Annotated in this window: 23 protein-coding genes; 12 read left to right on the top strand and 11 right to left on the bottom strand. The window is 68.5% G+C overall.

The window, feature by feature from the left end:
* The first annotated feature begins 60 nt into the window (after positions 1-60).
* The 3 genes from R4I43_RS22665 (at position 61) to R4I43_RS22655 (ending at position 1859) form a co-directional block, all read left to right on the top strand.
* Positions 61-474: a GntR family transcriptional regulator gene (locus R4I43_RS22665; protein ID WP_324267693.1), complete on the top strand. Its 414-nt coding sequence runs from the start codon at positions 61-63 to the stop codon at positions 472-474.
* 162 nt (positions 475-636) lie between these two features.
* Positions 637-1380 (top strand): helix-turn-helix domain-containing protein, encoded by a 744-nt coding sequence (locus tag R4I43_RS22660; protein ID WP_324267692.1) that lies wholly within the window; start codon positions 637-639, stop codon positions 1378-1380.
* 8 nt (positions 1381-1388) lie between these two features.
* Complete coding sequence (locus R4I43_RS22655) at positions 1389-1859, top strand: NUDIX hydrolase (protein ID WP_324267691.1); 471 nt, start codon at positions 1389-1391, stop codon at positions 1857-1859.
* Here R4I43_RS22655 and R4I43_RS22650 read toward each other — a convergent pair.
* The 4 genes from R4I43_RS22650 to R4I43_RS22635 all read right to left on the bottom strand — a co-directional run bounded on the left by R4I43_RS22650 (position 1852) and on the right by R4I43_RS22635 (position 5419).
* Positions 1852-2397, bottom strand: a complete 546-nt coding sequence (locus R4I43_RS22650; RefSeq protein ID WP_324267690.1) for an HD domain-containing protein — start codon at positions 2395-2397, stop codon at positions 1852-1854. The genes R4I43_RS22655 and R4I43_RS22650 overlap by 8 nt on opposite strands.
* 1042 nt (positions 2398-3439) lie before the next feature.
* Complete coding sequence (locus R4I43_RS22645) at positions 3440-4276, bottom strand: undecaprenyl-diphosphate phosphatase (protein ID WP_324267689.1); 837 nt, start codon at positions 4274-4276, stop codon at positions 3440-3442.
* Positions 4277-4349: 73 nt separating this feature from the next.
* Positions 4350-4628 (bottom strand): hypothetical protein, encoded by a 279-nt coding sequence (locus R4I43_RS22640; protein WP_324267688.1) that lies wholly within the window; start codon positions 4626-4628, stop codon positions 4350-4352.
* A 191-nt stretch (positions 4629-4819) separates the two neighbouring features.
* Positions 4820-5419, bottom strand: coding sequence for a TetR/AcrR family transcriptional regulator (locus R4I43_RS22635; protein WP_324267687.1), 600 nt, complete (start codon positions 5417-5419; stop codon positions 4820-4822).
* On the opposite strand from R4I43_RS22635, the gene wzt reads away from it, so the two are divergent.
* Both wzt and R4I43_RS22625 read left to right on the top strand, forming a co-directional pair.
* Positions 5339-6307, top strand: a complete 969-nt coding sequence (gene wzt, locus R4I43_RS22630) for a galactan export ABC transporter ATP-binding subunit Wzt/RfbE (RefSeq protein ID WP_407691295.1) — start codon at positions 5339-5341, stop codon at positions 6305-6307. The genes R4I43_RS22635 and wzt overlap by 81 nt on opposite strands.
* A complete protein-coding gene (locus tag R4I43_RS22625; RefSeq protein ID WP_324267805.1) occupies positions 6307-6678 on the top strand; it encodes an ArsC/Spx/MgsR family protein in 372 nt (123 codons plus the stop codon). The genes wzt and R4I43_RS22625 overlap by 1 nt, the downstream gene beginning before the upstream one ends.
* 53 nt (positions 6679-6731) lie before the next feature.
* On the opposite strand, the gene R4I43_RS22620 is transcribed toward R4I43_RS22625, so the two are convergent.
* Complete coding sequence (locus R4I43_RS22620; RefSeq protein ID WP_324267685.1) at positions 6732-7031, bottom strand: hypothetical protein; 300 nt, start codon at positions 7029-7031, stop codon at positions 6732-6734.
* Between the two features lie 493 nt (positions 7032-7524).
* Between R4I43_RS22620 and R4I43_RS22615 the strand changes: the two genes are divergently transcribed.
* The 7 genes from R4I43_RS22615 (at position 7525) to R4I43_RS22585 (ending at position 15259) form a co-directional block, all read left to right on the top strand.
* Positions 7525-8151, top strand: a complete 627-nt coding sequence (locus tag R4I43_RS22615) for a superoxide dismutase family protein (protein ID WP_324267684.1) — start codon at positions 7525-7527, stop codon at positions 8149-8151.
* A 124-nt stretch (positions 8152-8275) separates the two neighbouring features.
* Positions 8276-9430, top strand: coding sequence for a tRNA dihydrouridine synthase DusB (gene dusB, locus R4I43_RS22610; RefSeq protein ID WP_324267683.1), 1155 nt, complete (start codon positions 8276-8278; stop codon positions 9428-9430).
* 3 nt (positions 9431-9433) lie between these two features.
* Positions 9434-9841 carry a hypothetical protein gene (locus R4I43_RS22605; RefSeq protein ID WP_324267682.1) on the top strand — a complete coding sequence of 136 codons (408 nt, stop codon included), beginning with the start codon at positions 9434-9436 and terminating at the stop codon, positions 9839-9841.
* Positions 9842-10126: 285 nt separating this feature from the next.
* On the top strand, positions 10127-10981 hold the full coding sequence (locus R4I43_RS22600) for a GGDEF domain-containing protein (protein ID WP_324267681.1): 855 nt from the start codon (positions 10127-10129) through the stop codon (positions 10979-10981).
* A gap of 223 nt (positions 10982-11204) precedes the next feature.
* The gene (locus R4I43_RS22595; protein ID WP_324267680.1) at positions 11205-13517 is read left to right on the top strand and encodes an LCP family protein; all 2313 of its coding nucleotides are present in this window, start codon (positions 11205-11207) and stop codon (positions 13515-13517) included.
* A 103-nt stretch (positions 13518-13620) separates the two neighbouring features.
* The gene (gene phoU, locus R4I43_RS22590; RefSeq protein WP_324267679.1) at positions 13621-14268 is read left to right on the top strand and encodes a phosphate signaling complex protein PhoU; all 648 of its coding nucleotides are present in this window, start codon (positions 13621-13623) and stop codon (positions 14266-14268) included.
* Positions 14269-14401: 133 nt separating this feature from the next.
* Positions 14402-15259, top strand: coding sequence for a helix-turn-helix domain-containing protein (locus tag R4I43_RS22585; RefSeq protein WP_324267678.1), 858 nt, complete (start codon positions 14402-14404; stop codon positions 15257-15259).
* 284 nt (positions 15260-15543) lie between these two features.
* Here the strand turns inward: R4I43_RS22585 and pstB are convergent, their stop codons facing one another.
* The 6 genes from pstB to R4I43_RS22555 all read right to left on the bottom strand — a co-directional run bounded on the left by pstB (position 15544) and on the right by R4I43_RS22555 (position 21497).
* On the bottom strand, positions 15544-16320 hold the full coding sequence (gene pstB / locus R4I43_RS22580) for a phosphate ABC transporter ATP-binding protein PstB (protein WP_324267677.1): 777 nt from the start codon (positions 16318-16320) through the stop codon (positions 15544-15546).
* A gap of 11 nt (positions 16321-16331) precedes the next feature.
* Positions 16332-17246 carry a phosphate ABC transporter permease PstA gene (gene pstA, locus R4I43_RS22575; protein WP_324267676.1) on the bottom strand — a complete coding sequence of 305 codons (915 nt, stop codon included), beginning with the start codon at positions 17244-17246 and terminating at the stop codon, positions 16332-16334.
* On the bottom strand, positions 17243-18157 hold the full coding sequence (gene pstC, locus R4I43_RS22570) for a phosphate ABC transporter permease subunit PstC (RefSeq protein ID WP_324267675.1): 915 nt from the start codon (positions 18155-18157) through the stop codon (positions 17243-17245). Before pstC ends, pstA begins: the two co-directional genes overlap by 4 nt.
* 213 nt (positions 18158-18370) lie before the next feature.
* Entirely contained in the window at positions 18371-19486 is a 1116-nt protein-coding gene (gene pstS / locus R4I43_RS22565) for a phosphate ABC transporter substrate-binding protein PstS (RefSeq protein ID WP_324267674.1), read from the bottom strand.
* A gap of 221 nt (positions 19487-19707) precedes the next feature.
* Positions 19708-20664 carry a mycothiol synthase gene (gene mshD, locus R4I43_RS22560; protein WP_407691299.1) on the bottom strand — a complete coding sequence of 319 codons (957 nt, stop codon included), beginning with the start codon at positions 20662-20664 and terminating at the stop codon, positions 19708-19710.
* 83 nt (positions 20665-20747) lie between these two features.
* Positions 20748-21497: a winged helix-turn-helix transcriptional regulator gene (locus tag R4I43_RS22555; RefSeq protein WP_324267673.1), complete on the bottom strand. Its 750-nt coding sequence runs from the start codon at positions 21495-21497 to the stop codon at positions 20748-20750.
* Positions 21498-21511 lie beyond the last annotated feature (14 nt).

The raw sequence follows: 21511 nt of genomic DNA, 5'->3' as shown, positions 1-21511 counted from the left end.
TGTATCAGCTCGTTCTGTGCCGTACTAGTCCACCGTAGCACTGTCCTAGTACAGCGTCCAATGGTCCAATCGGGTGATCTAGCGCGTAATACGTCGTATAGGTACGGTGACCTTGTGAAATCCCAGCGTGTGGCCGCACACCCTTACCAGGAGCTGGCCTACTCGATCATGGAGCAGATCGAGCGTGGAGAACTTCCGCCTGGCACCAAGCTCCCGTCTGTGCGCACCTTGGCCAAGGACCACGACGTGTCCTCGATGACTGCGCAGAAAGCTCTCTCGCAGCTAGCTCAAGACGGCTATGCCGAATCCGTTGCTGGTCTGGGGTATTTCGCCAAGGAGCCACCGAGCAGCCCGGCCGCAAGCAACGTCGGTGAGTCACTCGCTGAGGTCGCTCAGCAGCTGCACCAACTTCAAAGCGAGGTCGGCACGCTTGCTGCTCGACTCGAACGTCTTGAACAGAGGTCAGCCGACTAGTCGCTTGGCCGGGCGCGATGTTCATGTCCGCCCCTTCCGTCGTGCTCTCGCCCTTACACCTCTAGGTTCGCGAATTTGCTGGGACGCGTTCACCGCACAGCGGGACGGCTTGGGACGTCCCCGCGTCCGAAGGCGTCCCAGACGTCCCCAGCGGAGGACCAGATGGAGAACGAGCGGCTTCGCGATGCCATCGAAGCCAAAGGACTCACGCAGGAAGACCTGGCCACAGCTGTCGGAGTCGACCCGAAGACGGTGGACAGGTGGATCAGGGGTGTCCGCGCCCCGTACCGCCGGTACCGGCAGGCTGTCGCAGCCACGCTTGGCGAACGCCAGTCGTACCTCTGGCCCGACGCGATGTCAGCCGCTGAACGCAACAAGGTGAGCGAGTCGGAGATCGTCAAGGTCTATCCGCATCGCAGCGCCGTACCGGCGGACCTCTGGGATCGGCTTCTCGCAGCAGCTACCGAGCAGGTCGACATCCTCGTCTACGTCGGCATGTTCCTCACCGAGAAGCCCGGACTGCTGGACCTGCTCGAGAGCAAGGCCCGCGACGGAGCGCAGGTGCGGCTCCTCTTCGGTGACCGGGATAGCGAGGCCGTGATTCAGCGGAGTCTGGACGAGAACATCGGCAGGAACACCATTTCGGCGAAGATCGATCATGCGCTCGCCTTTTTCAAGCCCCTCGCCGACGTACCGGGCATCGAGGTCCGGACCCACGGGACGGTTCTCTACAACTCCATCTACCGTTTCGACGACGACATGATCATCAACCCGCACGTGTATGGCAAGGTCGCATCCCATGCCCCTGCAATGCACTTGCGACAGCTGACGGACGGCGACATGTTCGCCACTTACGCAGACAGCTTCGATGCCGTCTGGACCTCTGCCAACAACGAAATCCTGTAGGTAGCACCATGCCCAAGAAGGACTACTACGACGACCCCAGCGCTCCGAGCGCGAACAGTCTGGTCGTTGCCGTTGCCGCCGTGGTCCAGAACGACCAGGGTGACGTCCTGATGATCGAGCGCACAGACAATGGCCTATGGGCGATCCCAGGAGGCGCACAAGACATCGGCGAGACGACCCGCGAAGCCGTCATCCGGGAGGTTGAGGAGGAAACTGGCCTCCGTGTGGAGATCACCGGGGTCACCGGGATCTATTCCGACCCCCGACACGTCATCGCCTACGACGACGGCGAGGTCCGGCAGGAGTTCTCGATCACCTTCGAGGCCAAGATAGTAGGCGGCAACGTCCGCACAAGCTCGGAGTCGAAACGGGTCGAGTGGGTGTCGCCGGAGCGAATCCCGAGCCTGAACATCCATCCATCGGTTCGGCTCCGGATCGACCACGCCCTTGAAGACCGCGAGAGCCCCTACCTCAGCTAGCCTTTCGAGCCCGTTCCAGAGTGCGGTCTACAGCAGCGAGCAGCTCTGGCGAAGCATCTGTGATAAAGGTGGTCACGAGATCGCCAGGGCCGTACCGCTGCTTGATCTCCGCGATTCGGTCGCGCGCATCCGTCGCGTCCCCGTCCGGGGTGGTAGTGAGGTCGCAGCACCAGAGCGCATCCCTCGTGACCGTGCGCTCGTCCTCGTAGCCGGAAAGCTCCTTCGCCAAACCGCGGAGATCGGCCTCAAGAGCCGCGTACGAATGATGGGCGACAAGATGAACGAGTCGGTCGGGAGTCCCTAGCTGTTCGAGGTACCTCGCCCCGTCGAGCGGATGAAACCCGGTCAACGCGAGGTCAGGCGCGTACCCAACGTCATGAAGGATCGCAGCTGCTTCTAGCAAGCTTGCATCCTCACCGACCGCACCCGCGACTTCCCGAGCCCGCGTAGCTACTCCTTGAACATGCGCCCACCGCCTGGGAAGCGCTTCAGCGAGCTTTGCCTCTGACACCCCGTACGCCCACTCGACCAAGGTCATGCCCTAACCGTACTGGCGAGGTCCACACCTTGGCCCAAAGAGCGTGTGTTCAGAGTTTCTTTTCTTCATCAAGGGCGGCCCCTGCGGGGCCGCCTGCCTGCTGTTTCCCTGGCCGGGGCAGCGGGACCCCGGGCATGCGGCCTGGCGGCCGGTCCCGGCGCCCGCGCCCCGGCCAAACGGGAAGGCAGGCGGCCCCGCACCGCCAGAACGGGCCCACGCTCAGGCACAAAAAGATGTCCTCGCCGGACGGGCAGGCCAACAGGGTGAGGGGGACAGGCACATCGGCTGCGGTTCGGTCGTGGCTGCTCTGTCCTCACCCCATCGACCTCCACAAGGGCTATCAGCCCGTGTCAAGGGGGCAAGCTTGCGTGCAGGCGTATCGTGACCATCGGCGGTTGCCCCCTTGACACGGGCTGATGAGGGCTTCGCCAGGTCGACGGGGTGAGGACAGAGGCCCTCCCTTGCAGGTAAATACGCAGGCCCTCAATCCTTCTTCTCGGGCGCGGGAGGCCAAGGCTTCTTCTCGGGCTCGGGCACAGGCTTTTTCTCTGGCTGCTTGCTGTTGCGATCGTCGCTGCTCATAGCGCCTCCGTAAGTAGTACTTATGACTGTGCGCCCATCCACGTGGGCACGGAGGGGCCTTATGTCCTTCGGCCGACGGGGTGCTCGGCACCTGGCAACCTTTCGCACACAGGTTCTATGCTCTGGAGGTCGAGCTGGAGGATGGGGAAGATCCGGAGGCCCGGCCTGGTGGTCACACAGCTGGCCCCCGCGAAGGCCGTCCAACCACGGCAAGGGACAGCAGAAGTCGCCGATTAATTGCCAAGAATCAGCCGCAGATTACAGCAAATGACACCAGGCAAGGCGAACTTCCCGGTAGCTGTCTACGCAGCTAACCAAAGGTCCTGTCAGACAACGGCAAGCACTGTCCATCATGGATCGACAATCCGCGGGTTCAGGGTTCGATCCCCTGGCGGCCCACCAAAACCCCAGGTCACACGACCTGGGGTTCTTCTTTTTCGGATCGTGCGCGCGGGCGTCGTCAGGTGTTGGGTCCTGCTGCTGGGTCGAGGACGCCGGTGAACACCAGGGCCAGGAGCACGACTCCCAGGACGACGCGGTAGACGACGAACGGCACGAAGGTGCCGCGCTTGATGTAGGCCATGAGCCAAGCGACGACGGCGAATCCGACCACGAAGGACACCAGCGTGGCCACGAGCGTGGGCCCCCAAGCCGGTGCGTTGCCCGCGCCGATGTCGGTAAGCTTGTACAGCCCGGAACCGAACACCGCCGGTGCGGCCAGCAAGAACGAGTACTCGGCGGCGTCCGCGCGGCGATAGCCCATCAGCAGGCCCGCCGTCGTCGTGCCACCCGAGCGGGACACGCCCGGGATCAGCGCCAGCGCCTGCGCGAGCCCGTAGGCGAGGCCGTGCGGCACGTTCAGATCGCTGAGCGCGCGTTCCTTGCGGCCGTGGCGGTCGGCCCAGCCGAGCAGCAGCCCGAAACCGATCAGCACGATCGCGGTCAGCCTCAAGTCGCGGAACGCGGAGTCGATCGCGTCCTCGAACAGGACGCCGAGCACGACCACCGGGATGGTTCCGACGATGATCAACCAGCCCATCCGGGCGTCCGGGTGGTGGCGGTGCTCAGGGCTGTAGAGCGAGCGGAACCAGTTCCGCAGGATCGACCCGATCTTCTTCGCGAAGTAGGCGACGATCGCGAGTTCCGTGCCGATCTGGATGACCGCGGTGAACGCCGCCCCGGGGTCATCCCACCCGGCGAGGGCCGCGACCACGCGGACGTGCGCGCTGGAGGAGATCGGCAGGAACTCGGTCAGTCCCTGCACCAACCCCAGCACGATCGCTTCGAACCAACCCACCAGCAGCACCTTCCCATCGCACGAGGCAGCGGCACCCTAGCCCAGTCCCCGCCAGCAGACCTGACGTGACGACTCATCCGACCCGGTGTCGTACCCGCCTGGCGTGGAGGGCCGCTGCGGGGGTGCCGATCAGCAGCGGACCCGCCGTCCAGGCGAGGAGCCCGGTCGTCACGCCGCCGTGGCCGACGATCGCCGCGACCAGCACCAGGACGCCGATGAGGGCGACCACGACCACCTCGATCCGGCCGAGATGACGTGGCCGGGTCAGCGCGACGAGCCCGAACACCGCGCCGAAGATCGCCCCGAGGACGGCGCCCACCGGCGTGGCGACCAGCAGCGCCAGCAACGCCACCCGACCACCCCGGACTCGCTCGGATCGGCTCCGAGACCGCTCCACAGCGCGACGACCAGGGCGTGGACGATGCCCGCACCGGCGCCGACCAAGATCCCGTCGAGCGTGCTCCGCAAGACGATCCGCCCGCCGGCCCCGTCCGAATCCACCACGTCTCCCACACCCGTAGGACGTCCCAGCGGCCCGCGGGTTCAGCCGGAAGTCAGGTAGGTGAGCGCCATCTCCGCGGTCCGGCTCCGCCAGACCGGCCAGCTGAGACCGTCCGGCCAGGCCCGGCAGCTGGCCGCGCGGTGGACGCAGGAGCCGATGATCGTGCGGGCGGTGAACCGGACGTCCTGCGGATCCGAGCCGTCCACGTGCGGCTCGACGGCCTCGACGAAGGCGCGCTGGACCGTGTCGAGCGCCCGCAGGCCGCGCTCGGCCCCTTCCGCCGACTGGCCGCTGAGCAGTTCGGGGAACGCCCGGGTGTGCCCGGCGAAGGCGTCGGCCATCGCGCGGGTGAAGGCCTCGACGACCCCGCGCAGATCGCGATCGGCCGCGCGAAGCGCCTCCGCCACATCGGTTTCCAGCTGCTCCAGGAGCTGGTCCTTGACCGCTGCGAGGAGTTGCTCCTTGCCGGTGAAGCGGCGGTAGATCGCTCCCACCGACACGCCCGCGTGCTCGGCGACGGCCGCGATCGTGAAGTCGTCGATGCCACCGACGCTCAGCACGTGCTCGGCCGAGGCCAGCACCTTCTGCAGGGACTCGCGGCTGCGGGCCTGCTGCGGAGGCCGGAAGTTCGGGGCGCTCATCTCCACGACGCTACCGCTCGCACCGCGCCCACCTGCGGCACGGCGGGGGCGAAACCCAAGGCATCCACCCCCGCAACAAATGCGAATGGCAGTTTCGGTTCGCATCTGTGGAGGGAGCTGGCATTGGTGGGCATCGAAGTGCGTGACGCCTGCGTCGACTTCCCGGTCTTCGACGCCAAATCGCGCTCGCTGAAGAAGAAGGTCTTCGGGAAGGTGGGCGGCAAGATCGGTGCCGGGGCCAGGGCGCCGGTCGTCGAGGCGCTGCGCGGGATCACGTTGTCGCTGCGCGAGGGCGACCGCGTGGCGCTCGTCGGGCACAACGGGGCGGGCAAGTCGACGCTGCTGCGGCTGCTCTCCGGCATCCACGAGCCCACGCGGGGAAGCGCGCGGGTGCGGGGCAAGGTCGCGCCGGTGTTCGACCTGGGCGTCGGGATGGACCCCGAGGTCTCCGGCTACGAGAACATCATCGTCCGCGGGCTCTTCCTCGGCATGACCCGCCGCCAGATGCGGGAGCGCGCGGACGACATCGCCGAGTTCACCGAGCTCGGCGACTACCTGCACATGCCGCTGCGGACCTACTCCGCGGGCATGCGGGTGCGCCTGGCGCTCGGCGTGGTCACCACGATCGACCCGGAGATCCTGATCCTCGACGAAGGCCTGGGCGCGGTCGACGCGGCCTTCATCGCCAAGGCCCGCAGGCGGATGGTGGACCTGGTCGAGCGCTCGGGGATGCTGGTGTTCGCCTCGCACTCCGACGAGCTCCTGCTGGAGCTGTGCAGTTCGGCGGTCTGGATGGAGGAGGGCTCGATCCGGATGACCGGGCCGGTGCGCGACGTGCTCACCGCCTACAAAGGACACGCACCTGGGGTGGGTACGGTGGCGTCGTGATGGAGATCTGGGTGAATCCGGCGTGCTCGAAGTGCCGGTCCGCGGTGAGCGAGCTGGACGCCGCCGGGGCCGAGTACGTGGTGCGGCGATACCTCGAAGAACCCCCGTCCGTCGCCGAGCTCGAGGACGTGCTGGGCCGGCTGGGGCTGGAGCCGTGGGACATCGCGCGGACCGGCGAAGCGGTGGCGGAGGAGGTCGGGCTCCGCGACCTGCCCGAGGACGCCGAGCACCGGGCCGAGTGGCTGCGCCTGATGAGCGAGAACCCGAAGCTGATCCAGCGCCCGATCATCACCGCCTCCGACAGCACGACCGTCGTCGGCCGCGACCCGGAATCGGTGGGCCGCGTCATCGACGCCGAGAAGAAGGCGTGAAACTCACCGCACGCCAAGAATTTCGCCCGGCGTGAAGCGCGGAGGCCGGCAAATCAGTCGCGGCGGCTGAGCTTCTCGCCGACCCGGATGATGCGCTCGCCGACGTCCTCGGCGAAACCGCTGGTGGCGGTCGCGACCCTGTCGGCCGCGGTGCGGCTCACCGCCGCGGCCTTGGTCGCGGCGTCTTCGGTGAACTCAGCCGTGGCGGCACCGGCCTGGTCCGCCCAGCTGGCGGCCCTCCCGGAAACGCGCGCGACGTGTTCGGAGGTGTCCTCGCGGACCTGCGCGTAGAGCTTCGCCGTCTGGGCGACCGTGGTGTCGACCAGCTTCGAGAACGCTTCCGGAACCGGCATCGCAACCTCCTCGGGGGATACCGAGCAAACCCGTTACTTCGAGTAACACCTTAGAGAGGATGTGCCGCGTCCGCAACGCCCGGTCCGAGGGCCTGAAGATCAACCGGAACTGTCGGATGATAAGCGAAATTGATCGACGCGGATCGGCGGAGTGAAATCCGCTGGCCACACGCGGGCACTCGCCGCGGATCGCGATCCACTCGACCGTCCACTTAGGACTTCGAACCGTAACGATTCCGGCCGAGTGACGCGGATCGCTCGCGCGAGGATCTTGACCGTGCTGAGCTGCGGCGATCGCCACCCCGACCCGGACCGGGAACTCCCGCGTGGCCCCGGCGATGCCGGAATGCAACCTTGGGCACTTAGGATCAATCTCCCAGGGAAGGGAATGCCCGCACGGCCGCTGAGCAGGCCAACGCCTGAATATGCCAAAACCACTCATGCGGGCTACATCGGCAGCCGATGCGTCGGCAACCACTAAGGACAGATACTCATGCTTCAGCAGCGGACGCGACTGTTCGGTTCGATCGCGGGTCTGTGCACCGCCGGCGCACTGCTCGCCGGCTGCGGCGGCGGCGACTCGGCCGAGCACGCAGAGCACCAGCCCGCGCCGCAGCCGCCCGCCCAGGGCCAGTCCGCTGCGGGCAAGCAGACCTCCGGTTCGTTCGAGAACTTCTCGCCGACCGCCAAGGCCATCACCTACAAGCCGGACCAGGTGCCGGTCGGTGGGCAGATCAACGTGTCCTCCTCCAGCGCCGACGGCAAGAGCAAGGTGACCGTCGAGGTCAAGGGCCTGCAGCCGAACCGCGCCTACGGTGCGCACGTGCACGTCAAGCCCTGCGGCCCGACCGGTGAGGACGCGGGCTCGCACTACCAGGAGAAGGCCGACCCGGTGAAGCCGTCGGTCGACCCCGCCTACGCCAACCCGCAGAACGAGGTGTGGCTGGACTTCCACACCGACGCGCAGGGCAACGGCACCGCCACCGCCGAGGGCACCTGGGCGCTGGCCACCCGCGACGACGCGCAGTCGGTGGTCATCCACGAGACCCACACCCACTCCGAGCCCGGCAAGGCCGGCTCCGCGGGCGGGCGCCTGGCCTGCATCTCCGCGGACTTCTGAGCCGCTCGAACTCGCGAAGGGCACTCGTCGGCCAGGCGGGCGCCCTTCGCGCTGCGCGGGGCCGGAGACCACCGCGACGCAGGTCACGGGTGATCGCGGTTCGGCGTCAGGGACAATGGGTGCGATGACCGCTCTGGACCTGCCCGCCGCCACGGGCGCCAAGACGCTGCGGATCGGACCCAACGAGGTCGATCCGCCGGTGGTGCTCGCGCCGATGGCGGGGATCACCAACGTCGCGTTCCGGCGGCTGTGCCGGGAGTACGGGGCCGGGTTGTACGTGTGCGAGATGATCACCAGCCGCGCGCTGGTGGAACGGCACCCGAAGACCCTCGAGATGATCACCTTCGACCCCGACGAGCACCCGCGCTCGATGCAGCTCTACGGCGTCGACCCGGTGACGATGGGCAAGGCCGTGCGCATGATCGTCGAGGAGGACCTCGCCGACCACGTCGACATGAACTTCGGCTGCCCGGTCCCCAAGGTCACCCGCAAGGGCGGCGGATCGGCGCTGCCGTACAAGCGGCGGCTGTTCCGCGACATCGTGCGCGCCGCCGTCGAAGCCGCCCAGCCCGCCGGGATCCCGGTCACCGTCAAGTTCCGCATCGGCATCGACGACGAGCACATCACCTACCTCGACGCCGGGCGCATCGCCGAGGAGGAGGGCGCCGCAGCGGTCGCGCTGCACGGCCGGACCGCCTCGCAGCGCTACTCCGGCACCGCCGACTGGTCGGCGATCCGCACGCTCAAGGAGCACGTCACCTCGATCCCGGTGCTGGGCAACGGCGACATCTTCAGCGCCGACGACGCGCTGCGGATGGTGGACGAAACCGGTTGCGACGGCGTGGTCGTCGGCCGCGGCTGCCTCGGGCGCCCGTGGTTGTTCCGCGACCTGCAGGCCGCCTTCACCGGGCAGCCCGTTCCGGAAGGCCCGAACCTGGGCGAGGTCTCGCGAGTGCTGCGGCGGCACGCCGAGCTGCTCGCCGACCACATGGGCGAGGAGAAGGGCCTTCGGGACCTGCGCAAGCACATGTCGCAGTACCTGCGCGGATTCCCGGTGGGATCGGACCTGCGGCAGGGCTTCGGGCTCGTCTCCAGCCTCGCGCAGCTCGACGACCTGCTGGCCCAGCTCGACCCGGACGTGCCGTTCCCCAGCGATGCCGAGGGGCCGCGCGGGCGGCAGGGTTCGGCGGGCAAGGTCGTACTGCCGGAAGGCTGGCTGGACGACCCCGACGACGCGACCGTGCCCAGCGGCGCGGAGATCGACTCCAGCGGCGGCTGACCCGTGCGAGTGGTCTGGCCGCTGCTCGCCGCCGCTTGCCTGGCCGCGTCCGGATGCGCTGAGGCACCGCGGCAACCGGACTTCCGCGGCTACTTCGCCGACAACAACGCCGCAGCGGCGGCGGGACCGCAGGCGCAGCAGGAGTTCTTCCGCCGCACGCAGCACCCCGATTTCGTCGACAGCACGTGCGAGCTCGGCGATCTCACCGTCCGCCTGGACCCCGCCTGGAGCACGCTGCGCCCCGATCCCGGATTCGCCGCCGACGGCGTGGTTCCGCGCGGTGAGATCTGGGCGATCGGCGTCGAGGTCACCACCCGCGCGAACGGCAGCGCCACCGGTCATCAGATCGGGTCACAACACCTCGTGGTCCTCGACGGGCGGACGTTCGGCTTCGCACCCTGTCCCCGATAACCGAAAACCGCCCCCACAACCCGATGCGGCCGCGCGACCGATGCCACTTCGATCCTGTTGCGGGCCGGTGATATGAAACTGACACTGGTTTGCTCGTCCGTGCGGGTGGGTCCGGACCGTTTCACTTCCACACCCGCCCCTCCGACCGGTACACACCTAGGAGCCGAAGGCTCGGTCTCGCTTCGCCAACACATCACCCGATCGCGCGAACCGAGGCACGGGGCGAGTCCAACCGGCATGATCGTTCCGTCAGATCGAGGACAGCGCGGACGGGAGGTGGTCGACATGATCCGCAACGGATTCGCCGGGCAGGACCCGCACTCCGGCCGCGGGGACGTGCCGCAACCGCCCACGCCCCGCAGCCGTGAGGAACTGGCCAACGGCACGGGCATGGCAGAACTGCACGAGTCCATCGCACGCCTGCTGGCCTCCCGGGGCCAGTGGCGGCAGGCCTACCACCACCTGAGGTCCGCGCTGGACATGATGTCGTCGGACAAGCCCGCGGTGCCCGAGCAGCTGCGCAGCGAGGTCGAACTGCTGCGCAGGGAGCACGCCAAGGCCCGCGAGGAGAGCCTCCGGGACAGCCTCACCGCCAGCTACAACCGTCGCTACCTCGACGAACGGCTCGCGGACCTGGTCGCCGAGAACGGCATGACCGGCGAGGGACTGGCCGTGGCGCTGATCGACCTGGACTGGTTCAAGCTGGTCAACGACAGCTACGGGCACCTGTTCGGGGACCGGGTGCTGCAGCGCGTCGTCGACCTGCTGCAGGAAGCGCTGCCGGACGGGGCGTTCTGCGCCCGCTACGGCGGCGAGGAGTTCGTGCTGGTGCTGCCGCACATCCTGCCCAACTCGGCGGTGCAGGTGTGCGAGGCGGCCCGGCAGCGGGTGGAGCACTTCCGGTGGGAGGGCATGGCTCCCGGGCTCGGTGTGACGATCAGCATCGGCGTCGCGCACGAGCAGGGCGTCGGCGGGCACGTTTCCGGCGAGCAGCAGTTGATCTCGTCCGACGCGCTGCTGTACGCGGCCAAGCGCGCCGGCCGGAACGCCGTCGCCTACCGGAGGGGCGCCGAAGTCCGGTTGGCCGGGGCGGCTGCGGGCCGCGTCACCGAAACGGGGCGAAAAGCCGCCGGTTACTGATGGCGATCACGCGAGAGCACAGGGTGCATTCGGCTTTTGAACATACCGGTCATCTGGCTTAGCACGGCTAGTCGCAACAGACGAGCCGGGCGGTAGGATCGTGCACCGATTGTGAAGAAATTGTCGGCGCTATCGTCAGTTCGGGCGATCCGCCGTACTATCTCCGAGGCGCCACGCGATACATGTCGGGGAGTATCGAGCGCGTCAGCACGATTCCAGAACGATGACTGAGGCAGGTTGGGAGGGAACACGCGTGCCGCAAGACCCCCGGCATGGCGACTTCGGGCACCGGCGTACCCGCCCCGACGAGGACGCCGATGCCACCGGTTCGGCAACTGGTTCCGGACGTCGCCGACGTGCGCTGTCCGAGGACGGCACGGGTGGCACCCGCGTGATCGACCTGCTGTCCAAGCACGGCAAGAGCCCGGGCACCTCCGGCCACCGCCGCGCCGCTGAACCGCAGGCACCGTCGACGCCTCAGGCCCCGCAGACCGGCCCCCGCCGGGCCGCTCCGCAGGCACCGCCGGAACCCCCGCAGGGGTGGACGTCCCCCGAACCGTCCGGCCGCCGCCCCCGGCAGGCGCCGCCGAGCCGCCCGATGCCCACGCCGCCGGCTCCGCCGAACAACCCGGCGCCCCCGGCCGGCTGGACGCCGCCGAGCACCGGCCCCCGCCCGGTGCAGCAGCCGCCCGCCGGCCCGGTGTCCCCGCCGTCCGGCCGCAACCCGCGGCCCGCCCCGCCTCCGCCCGCCGCTCCGGGTGCCGCCGCCGCGTTCGCCGGTGGCGCCGCCGCGCGTCCCGCCCGGCGCAACCCCGAGCCGCCCGGCGAGGAGGCCACCCGGATCAGCCAGGCGCTGAGCACCGATGCTCCGCAGCGGGTGTCCCCGCCGTCCGGCCGCACCCCACGCCCGAACCCCACTCGCCCGCCTGCCGACCTCGACGCCACCACGCAGCACCCGCGCGTCCCCGCCGCGGCTGCCCAGGCGCCGGCCGCTCCGCAGGAGCAGGCGCGCCCCGGCAAGCCGAAACCGCCGCCGGTCGAGCGGGCCGAGGAGACGGCGATCGTGGCGCCCGCCGACGGCTACTCCGAGCTCGACGAGTTCGACGATGAAGCCGCGATCGGCGGCGAGGACCTCGACGACGCCGAAGAGCGCAAGAACGACATCGAGCAGATCGACCTCACCCTCGCCCGGTTCTCCGCAGTGCACGACGAGATCGCCGCCGAGGAGGCCAAGCGCCGCAAGCGCTACGCGTGGCTGCCCGGCAACAAGAAGGAACCCGAGCTCGGCAGCGACATGCCGTTCGACTTCCACGAGGACCGCGGCGGCGGGTCCCGCGTCGAGTGGAAGAAGAAGCAGCGCAAGCGCCGCACGCACCTGATCGTGATGGCCGTGGCGGTGGCCGCGTCGCTGACCGTGTTCCTGTCGCTGGGCTTCGCCTGGGGCGCCACCACGCTGTTCGGCCCGCCCGCGGTGCTGGCGCTGGACCCGAACTCCAGCGACATCAAGGACGTCGCCGGTCAGGCCGGCGACCAGAACTTCCTGATGATCGGATCCGACACCCGCGCGGGCGCCAGCGCCGCCGACGGCGTCGGCTCCGAGACCGACGAGCCCGGCGCGCGCTCGGACACCACGATGATCGCCCACATCCCGGCCGACCGGAGCCGCGTGATCCTGGTGTCGTTCCCGCGCGACCTGCAGGTGGACATGCCCGCCTGCCAGCGCTGGGACTCCAAGACCGGCAAGTACGGCAACGAGGTCGTGCCCGCCAAGAAGGGCGCGCGGCTCAACGAGGCCTACGCGGTCGGCGGCCCGCTGTGCACCACCAAGGTCATCCAGCAGGTCTCCGGCCTGCGGATGGACAGCTTCCTGGGCATCGACTTCAACGGCTTCAAGTCGATGGTCGACGCGGTGCACGGCGTCGAGATCTGCACCGAGATGCCGGTGGTGGACTCCACGCTGGGCACGGTCATCCCCGAGGCCGGGCGGCACAACCTCACCGGCGACCAGGCCCTGACCTACGTCCGCGCCCGGCACGTCAAGGGCGACCCGACCTCGGACTACGGCCGGATGCAGCGCCAGCAGATGTTCCTGTCGTCGCTGCTGCGCAAGACCATGTCCAGCCAGGTGCTGCTGGACCCGCGCAAGCTCAGCGACTTCGTCAAGGCCGTCAGCGCCAACACCTTCGGCGACAACATCGGCGCCGACCGGCTGATCGACCTCGGCCAGCAGCTGCAGGGCCTGGACCCGAGCAAGGTCACCTTCGTGACGGTCCCGACCACCGGCTACGCCAACGAGCAGGGCATGGAGGTCCTCCGAGAAGACGCCTCGAAGGCCCTGTTCCAGTCGATGATCGACGGCGCCCCGGTGACCACCGACGCAGCTCCGCAGCAGGCCGCCCAGTCCGCGCCGACCGGCGGAGCGGGCGGTTCCGGCGGGGCCGCTGGGGTGGGCCGGACGCTGCACCAGCAGCCCGCTGACCCGTCGCTGCCGGGTGACCTGTCGACCGTGAACGCCGGAACCAACACCTGCGGCTGACCTGCGGTTCCACTCGGATCCGGGCTCGTCCATCACGTCGAGTTCACCGCCGGTTCATCACAGGTCATTCTGTCCGATTCCGCGGGGAAGTACGCTGGGTGACATGCGCGAGGTCTACCAGGAACAACTAGGCATGCTCACCGACGTTCTCGCCTCCATGTCCGCGATGGTCGGGACGGCGATGGAGCGCGCCACCAAGTCGCTCCTGGAGGCCGATCTGAGCCTGGCCGAGCAGGTCATCGACGAGGACGCGCTGGTCGACGAGGCCCGCTCGCGCGCCGAGGAGTACGCCTTCGGGCTGCTGGCCCTGCAGGCCCCGGTCGCCGGTGACCTGCGCAGCGTCATCGCCACCATCCACGCCGCCGAGGACATGGAGCGGATGGGCGACCTGGCCCTGCACGTCGCCAAGGCCGCACGCCGCCGCCACCCGAACGCGGTGCTGCCGGGCGACGTCTCCGCCTACTTCGCCGAGATGGGCCGCATCGCGGTGAAGCTGGCCAACCAGGTCAGCACCGTGATCCGCACCCAGGACGTCGAGGCCGCGCGGCTGCTGGACGAGGTCGACGACGAGATGGATGACCTGCACCGGCACCTGTTCACCGTGCTGATGAGCCCCGACTGGGAGCACGGCGTGGCCACGGCCGTCGACGTGACGCTGCTGGGCCGCTTCTACGAGCGCTTCGCCGACCACGCGGTCGCGGTCGCCCGCCGGGTCGAGTTCATCGTGACCGGAAAGATGCCGTCCCGTTGATCGGTTTCCGCTGGTCACCTGTGATCTCGTGCGGAAAGTACTAATAGTCGGTCTCAGTACTCGATGTTGTGATCATCGTGTGCCATCCTCTTTCGGGTGAGAAGCGACCGAACTCGTACCGATGAGGTGCTCGGTGGGTAAGAGTCCGACCGTGCACCGACGTCGACTGGGCAGTGAACTGCGGCGCCTCCGCGAGATCGCCGGCCGCACGCACCGGGAGGTCGCCGCCCACCTGGACTGCTCGCAGGGCAAGATCAGCCAGATCGAGCTGGGCCGCGTACCGGTGCGCACCTCCGACGTGCGCCTGATGGCCGAGTTCTACGGCGCCACCGGTGATCAGCTCGAAGCGCTCGTCGACCTGGCCCAGGACTCCAAGCAGCGCGGCTGGTGGCAGCAGTACCCGAGCACCGCGCAGCGACCGGGCCTGCAGACCTACCTCGGCCTGGAGACCTCCGCGAAGGCCGTCAGCTGCTTCGGCAGCGACCCGCTGCCCGAGCTGCTGCAGACCACCGCCTACACGCGCGCGCTGCTGACCTCGGACTCGCAGGTGTTCACCGACGACGAGATCGCCGAACGCCTCAAGGTCGTCTCCACGCGGCAGCAGCGGCTGCTGGGCGAGCAGCCGCTGGAGCTGTGGGCGGTGCTCGACGAGTCCGCGCTGCGGCGCCGCGTCGGCGGACCGGGCGTGATGCGGCAGCAGCTGGAGCACCTGGTGCTGCTGGGCTACCGGCGCAACGTCACCATCCAGGTCCTGCCGTTCCACGTCGGCGGCCACCCGCTGATGGGCGACCGCGCCGCGGTGTTCTCCTTCGCCAACGAGGCCGACCCGCAGGTCGTCCACCTCGGCGACTCCGCCAACTCCCGCTTCCTGGACAAAGCAGCCGACACGGCCGACTACCTCAAGGCCTTCGAGCAGGTCTGCACCAGCGCCCTCACCCCCAAGGACTCCAGCGCCTTCATCTCCTCGGTAGCCGACGAACTACCGACGTGACGGGACCACGAAAAGCGGGGCTTCCCGAGGGAAGCCCCGCTCTTTTTGAAGCCAGCAGACGTCAGGCAAGCGACGAAGTCGCTTTCTCCTTGCCCCACCTGAGCAACTGGCACCGCCGCGGGTTCTCAGACGTCTTCTGGGGAGGACAGCCGTAGCGCCGTGTATTGGCATACATCAGTCTCGGAACTCGGATCCCGGAGCCAGAAGGCGTCTGAGGTTCCGCTTCTGGCACCGCCAAGCACAGAGACCACAGAGTAGTTTTCAGTTGGAGCAGAAGAACAAGATCAGCCGAAGCGGCCGGAGATGTAGTCCTCCGTGGCCTTCTGGGTGGGGTTGGAGAAGATCTTGCCGGTCTCGTCGATCTCCACGAGCTGACCGGGCTCGCCGACCGCGCGCAGGTTGAAGAACGCGGTCTGGTCGCTGACGCGGGCGGCCTGCTGCATGTTGTGGGTGACGATGACGATCGTGTAGTCCTGCTTGAGGTGCGAGATCAGGTCTTCGATCGCCAGGGTCGAGATCGGGTCGAGCGCGGAGCACGGCTCGTCCATCAGCAGCACGTCGGGGCGCACCGCGATGGCGCGGGCGATGCACAGCCGCTGCTGCTGACCGCCGGAGAGGCCGCCGCCCGGCTTGTTCAGCCGGTCCTTGACCTCTTCCCACAGGTTCGCGCCGCGCAGCGCCTTCTCGGCGATCTCGTCGAGTTGCGCCTTGTTCTTCTCGCCCGCCAGCTTCAGCCCGGCCACCACGTTGTCCCGGATGGACATGGTGGGGAACGGGTTGGCCCGCTGGAAGACCATGCCGATGGTCTTGCGGACCTGCACCGGGTCGACATTGTCGGCGTAGATGTCCTCGCCGTCGAGCATCACCTTGCCCTCGACGCGGGCACCGGGGATGACCTCGTGCATCCGGTTCAGCGATCGCAGCACGGTGGACTTGCCGCAACCGGAGGGACCGATGAAAGCGGTGACGCTGCGGGCGGGCACCTGCAGGGTCACGTCCTGCACGGCGTGGAACTTGCCGTAGTGCAGGTTCAGGTCTTTGATGTCGAGACGCTTGGCCATTTCGAAAGTCCCTACTTGGTCTTGATCGCGAAGATCTTGGACAGACCGGTCGCGGCAAGGTTGATCAGCATGATGACGATCACGAGGGTCAGCGCCGCCCCCCACATCCGGTAGTCGCCGGCCATGGTTCCGGTGCTGCGCTCCATGAAGATGGTCAGCGGCAGCGACGCCATCTCCCCGCGGAAGAGGTCGAAGTTGATCGCCGAGGAGTACCCGACCAGGATCAGCAGTGGTGCTGTTTCACCGAGCACGCGCGCCAGGCCGAGCATGACGCCGGTGACGATGCCGGACAGCGCGGTCGGCAGCACGATCCGCACGATCGTCTTCCACTTCGGCAGGCCCAGCGCGTAGGCCGCCTCGCGCAGCTCATTCGGCACGATCAGCAGCATCGTCTCGGTGACCCGGACCACGACCGGCAGCATCAGCAGCAGCAGCGCCAGCGCCACCGCGAAACCGCTGCGGGTCATGCCGAAGGTGGTGATCCACAGCGCGTAGATGAACAGGCCGGCCACGATCGAGGGCAGACCGCTGAGGATGTCCACCATGAAGGTGGCGGCCTTGGCCAGCTTCGACTGCTGGCCGTACTCGACCAGGAACACGGCGACCATCACGCCCAGCGGGACCGCGAAGATCAGGCAGACCAGGCCTTCGAAGACGGTGCCGACCAGGGCGTGGTAGATGCCGCCGCCGAAGTCGGTGGGCAGCAGGCCCTTGAACGAGTGCGACCACCAGTCGGCGCTGAGGATGGGCTGGAGGCCGCGTTCCAGCAGCGTCCACAGGACCCACAGCAGCGGGATGACCGCGATCACGAAGGCCGCCGCGAACAGGACGGTGGCCAGGTTGTCCTTGAACTTCCGGCCGAAGCCGATGCTCTGGAAGGCCGGCGCGGTTGCGAGCTGCTCCACGTCGGCAGCGTCGGTCCTCATGACTTCCCCTTAGCGCCGGCCGCACTCTCGATCCAGCGCGCGATCGCGTTGACTGCGAAGGTGATGATGAACAGCACCAGACCGGCCGAGATGTAGGCCCCGACCTGCAGGTTGTTGTTGAACTCCGCGGACCCGAGGGCGATCTTGGAGGCGAAGGTCGCCCCGCTGTCGAAGATGCTGTACCCGGGGGGCGCGGAGGTGCCGCTCAGGATGATGGTCAGCGCCATCGTCTCGCCCAGCGCGCGGCCGAGACCGAGCATCGAACCGCCCACGAAGCCGTTGCGGCCGAAGGGCCACACCGTGGTCTTGATGACCTCCCAGCGGGTCGCGCCGAGCGCCAGCGCACCCTCGATCTGCGCGTCCGGGGTGCGCGCGAAAACTTCGCGGGTCACACCGGTGATCGTCGGGATGATCATCACCGCGAGCACGATGCCCGCGGTGAACACGTTCGCGCCGGAGTCGACCTGCGCGATGTTGCCCTGGCCGAAGATCGGGATCCAGCCGAGCGTTCCGTTCAGCCAGTTCGACACCGGCTTGAGGAACGGGCCCAGCACCAGGAAGCCCCAGAGGCCGTAGACGACCGAGGGCACCGCTGCCAGCAGGTCGACGATGTAGGCGAACGGGCGGGCCAGGCTCCGCGGCGCGTACCGGGTGAGGAACAGCGCGATGCCACCGGACAGCGGCATCGCGATCGCCAGGGCCACCAGGGAGCTCGCCACGGTGATCCAGGCGAGGTCGATGATCCCGAAGCTCATGTTGCTCGGGTCCTTGGTGTCCCATTCCCGGCTGAGCAGGAAGTTCACCTGGTTCACCTGCAGCGCCGGAACCGCGCGGATCAGCAGGAAGATCGCGATCGCCGCGATCACCGCCACCACGAACGCCCCGGACGCGGTGGCGAGCGAGGAGAACACCTTGTCCCCGAGGCGGGAGGTTTTGCCCGCTGTTTTCTCTGGAGCGGAAATGGGAGCCTCCGGTCCGGAATGCGCCGAAGCGCCCCGCTGGGCACCGGTGGTGTCCGCGGGGCGCGTGTCAGCTCTCGTCGAGTCGGTCACTGCTGTTTGCAGCCTCTCATCTTCTCCGTTTGACCAGGGGCCCGCCCGGGGTTCGAGCGGGCCCGGTCACGCTCACGAGATTGCGTTGACGGCTTCCAGGACCTTGCCCTTGAAGGCCTCGGGCAGCGGGACGTAGCCCGCCTTCTCGAGCTCCTGCGGGTTGGCGTTGGCCGCCACCGTCAGGAACGCCTTGACCGCCTTGGCGGTCTCCGGGTCGTAACCCTTCGAGCAGACGATCTCGTAGGTGTTCAGCACGATCGGGTAGACGCCCGCGGACTTGTTGCCGTAGATCGACTCGAGGTCGACCTTCAGGTCGTGGCCTTCGCCCTCGAGCTTGGCGCCCTCGATGGCCTTGCCGACGTTGGCGGTGTTGAGCTCGACCGGGCCGGCGCCGCTGTCGATCTTGGCGATGCCCAGGCCCAGGTTCTTCGGGAAGGACCACTCGACGTAGGTGAAGCCGCCCTCGGTCGCCTTGACCGACTGCGCGACCTGGTCGGAGCCGTCGCGGCCCTGGCCGACGCCCTGGCCGCCCTGGAAGGTCTTGCCCTCACCGGAGAACGCGCCGCCGGTGGCGGTCTTGAGGTACTTCTGGAAGTTCTCGGTGGTGCCCGACTCGTCCGAGCGGAAGAACGGCACGATGTCGATCGCCGGCAGCTGCGCGTTGGGGTTCAGCGCCTTGATCGCCGGGTCGTCCCACTTCTTGATCTCACCCTTGTAGATCTTGCTGATCACGTCGGGGTTGAGGGTCAGGTCGGAGACGCCCGGGAGGTTGTAGGAGATCGCGATGGGGCCGAACACCATCGGCAGGTTCCAGGCCGGGTTGCCCTGGCAGCGCTCGGCGGCCTTGGCGACCTCGCCCTTCTCCTCCTTCAGCGCGGAGTCCGAACCACCGAAGTCGATCTGGCCGGCGGTGAAGGCGGCGACGCCCTTGCCGGAACCGGACTTGGTGTAGTTCACGGTCTGACCAGCGCACTTGAGGCCGTAGTCGCGGGCGAAGACGTCGACCGCGTTCTTCTGCGCCGAGGAGCCCTCGCCGGAGACGGGCTTGGTGCCGCAGTTGACCTGCAGACTGTCGAGGGCCGGGTTTCCGCCGCCCTGCGGGACGTTCTGGTCCGAACCGCAGCCGGCGAGCACGAGCGCGCCCGCGGCGACGACGGCCAACGCAGCGGAGTGCCGCTTGATTCTCACTTCGTTCCTCCACCCAAGGGACAAGCTTGCGGGGCGCGGCTGAGCGCGCACGCTCGTGCTTTTCGCCGCTTGGGCCCGACGCTAAGGAGCGAGAGTGGACGCCCCTCGCCATCCAAGTGAACGCGAAGTGAACAAGGCACGCTAAGTAAGCGGGGCCACATTCCAACGGGCGAACGGGACGTCCACGTTCCAGTCTCTCCGTGACTCAGCGCATTCTCGGATCAGCGTCCGAATTGCACGTCGCTGTCCAACTTGGCGAAGCCCAGACGCTGGTAGACCTTCACCGCGGGAACGTTGTCAGCCTCGACGTAGAGTACGACCCGACTACGCCCAGTGTCTCGCAGGTGGCGCAATCCGGCCACGGTCAGTGACTTGCCCAGGCCACCGCCCTGCGCCTGCGGATCGACCCCGACGACGTAGACCTCACCGGTCCCGTCGGGGTGCACCTTCGTCCAGTGGAACCCGAGCAGCTCACCGGCCGCGTCGACGGCGAGGAAGAAGCCCGCCGGGTCGAACCAGTCCTCGCGCTCCTTGGTGCGCACGTCCTGCTCGGTCATGTCGCCCTGCTCCGGGTGCCAGACGAACGCGCGGTGGTTGACCCGCACCACGTCGGCCTCGTCCTCGCCCGGCCGGAAGGTGCGAATCGCCACGCCCTCCGGCAGCTGCACCTCGGGCAGCTCGGGCAGCTCGGGCTCGGCGAGCTCACGACCCATCCGCCACAGCTCGCGCGGCCGGTGGAAGCCGTAGCGCTCGGCCAGCCGCACCGCGCCCGGGTGCTCGCCGTGCGACCAGATCCGCAGCCGCCCGGTGTCGGCGTCGGGTTCGGTGCCGAGCTCGGCGCGCTCCAGCAGCGCCTCGACGAGCCGGGCACCCGCGCCCTTCCCCCGGCGCTCCGGGTGGACGGCGAGCTCGGCGACCAGCTGGCCCGCTCCCGCCTCGTGCTCGGTGTCCAGGTGCGCGTACCCGATCAGCGCGCCACCGGAGTCGCGCAGGATGAAGTGCTCGGAGCGCACGTCGGCCTGCACCGGCTCGATCTGGTGGACCACGTCGCGGTGGGCCTTGAGCCGCAGGAGCACGTGCTCGCCGACCGGCGCGACGCCGTCGGCCTTCTCAGTCTCCTCGAGCAGGCCCATCACCTCGGCCGTCTCGCCGTCGTCCAGTCCGTTCCGCCAAGTCAGCTGCACGCCCACGACCCTACCCACCCGAGCACGACGAAGCCCCCGTTCCGAGGACCGGGGGCTTCGAGTAGTTGGTCTCGGCGTTACGCGTTGACGCTCCGCAGGTCCGCCGGCTCGGCAACGGCCTCCTCGGCGACCTCGTTGGCCAGCGGCGAGGACGAGCCGCCGCGGTTCGGGCGGACGAACTTGTAGCCGACGTTGCGCACGGTCCCGATCATCGAGTCGTGCTCCGGGCCGAGCTTGGCGCGCAGCCGCCGGACGTGGACGTCCACGGTGCGGGTGCCGCCGAAGAAGTCGTAGCCCCAGACCTCCTGCAGCAGCTGGGCGCGGGTGAACACCCGGCCGGCGTGGTTGGCCAAGAACTTCAGCAGCTCGAACTCCTTGTAGGTCAGCTCGAGCGCGCGGCCGCGCAGCCGCGCCGTGTAGGTGGCCTCCTCGATCACCAGGTCACCGACGCTCAGCGAGCCGTCGCCGCTGGCGGAGGCGCTGCTGCGGCGGGAGACCAGCAGCCGCAGCCGGGCGTCGATCTCGGCCGGGCCGGTGCTCGGCAGCAGGATGTCGTCGACTCCCCACTCGGCGCTGACCGTCACCAGGCCGCCCTCGTTGATCAGGGCGATCACCGGGACGTCGCCGGCGGCGAGCAGGCGGCACAGGTCGCGGGCCCCGGCCAGATCGGTGCGGGCGTCGACGATGACGACGTCGTGGGCACCGCCCGAGAGGATGGCTCCGGGGTCTGCGGGGAGGATTCGGACCCGATGCGGCAGCAGCGCCAGCGAGGGCAGGACAGCGTCGCAGTCGGATTCACCGGTCAACAGGAGCAGTTCGGAGCTCATCTGGGGCCTCCATC

This window comes from Saccharopolyspora mangrovi (assembly GCF_035320975.1).
Taxonomy (GTDB): domain Bacteria; phylum Actinomycetota; class Actinomycetes; order Mycobacteriales; family Pseudonocardiaceae; genus Saccharopolyspora; species Saccharopolyspora mangrovi.
Note: the sequence above shows the minus strand (reverse complement) of the source record. Positions and strands in the feature narration are given on the sequence as shown.

Coding starts and splice junctions, on each gene's coding strand:
- R4I43_RS22600 (WP_324267681.1), top strand. CDS start 10,127: ATGATCCGCAACGGATTCGCCGGGCAGGACCCGCACTCCGGCCGCGGG.
- R4I43_RS22660 (WP_324267692.1), top strand. CDS start 637: ATGGAGAACGAGCGGCTTCGCGATGCCATCGAAGCCAAAGGACTCACG.
- R4I43_RS22615 (WP_324267684.1), top strand. CDS start 7,525: ATGCTTCAGCAGCGGACGCGACTGTTCGGTTCGATCGCGGGTCTGTGC.
- R4I43_RS22635 (WP_324267687.1), bottom strand. CDS start 5,419: ATGAGCGCCCCGAACTTCCGGCCTCCGCAGCAGGCCCGCAGCCGCGAG.
- pstB (WP_324267677.1), bottom strand. CDS start 16,320: ATGGCCAAGCGTCTCGACATCAAAGACCTGAACCTGCACTACGGCAAG.
- R4I43_RS22655 (WP_324267691.1), top strand. CDS start 1,389: ATGCCCAAGAAGGACTACTACGACGACCCCAGCGCTCCGAGCGCGAAC.
- R4I43_RS22625 (WP_324267805.1), top strand. CDS start 6,307: ATGGAGATCTGGGTGAATCCGGCGTGCTCGAAGTGCCGGTCCGCGGTG.
- pstA (WP_324267676.1), bottom strand. CDS start 17,246: ATGAGGACCGACGCTGCCGACGTGGAGCAGCTCGCAACCGCGCCGGCC.
- R4I43_RS22620 (WP_324267685.1), bottom strand. CDS start 7,031: ATGCCGGTTCCGGAAGCGTTCTCGAAGCTGGTCGACACCACGGTCGCC.
- R4I43_RS22650 (WP_324267690.1), bottom strand. CDS start 2,397: ATGACCTTGGTCGAGTGGGCGTACGGGGTGTCAGAGGCAAAGCTCGCT.
- dusB (WP_324267683.1), top strand. CDS start 8,276: ATGACCGCTCTGGACCTGCCCGCCGCCACGGGCGCCAAGACGCTGCGG.
- R4I43_RS22665 (WP_324267693.1), top strand. CDS start 61: ATGGTCCAATCGGGTGATCTAGCGCGTAATACGTCGTATAGGTACGGT.
- phoU (WP_324267679.1), top strand. CDS start 13,621: ATGCGCGAGGTCTACCAGGAACAACTAGGCATGCTCACCGACGTTCTC.
- R4I43_RS22555 (WP_324267673.1), bottom strand. CDS start 21,497: ATGAGCTCCGAACTGCTCCTGTTGACCGGTGAATCCGACTGCGACGCT.
- R4I43_RS22595 (WP_324267680.1), top strand. CDS start 11,205: ATGACTGAGGCAGGTTGGGAGGGAACACGCGTGCCGCAAGACCCCCGG.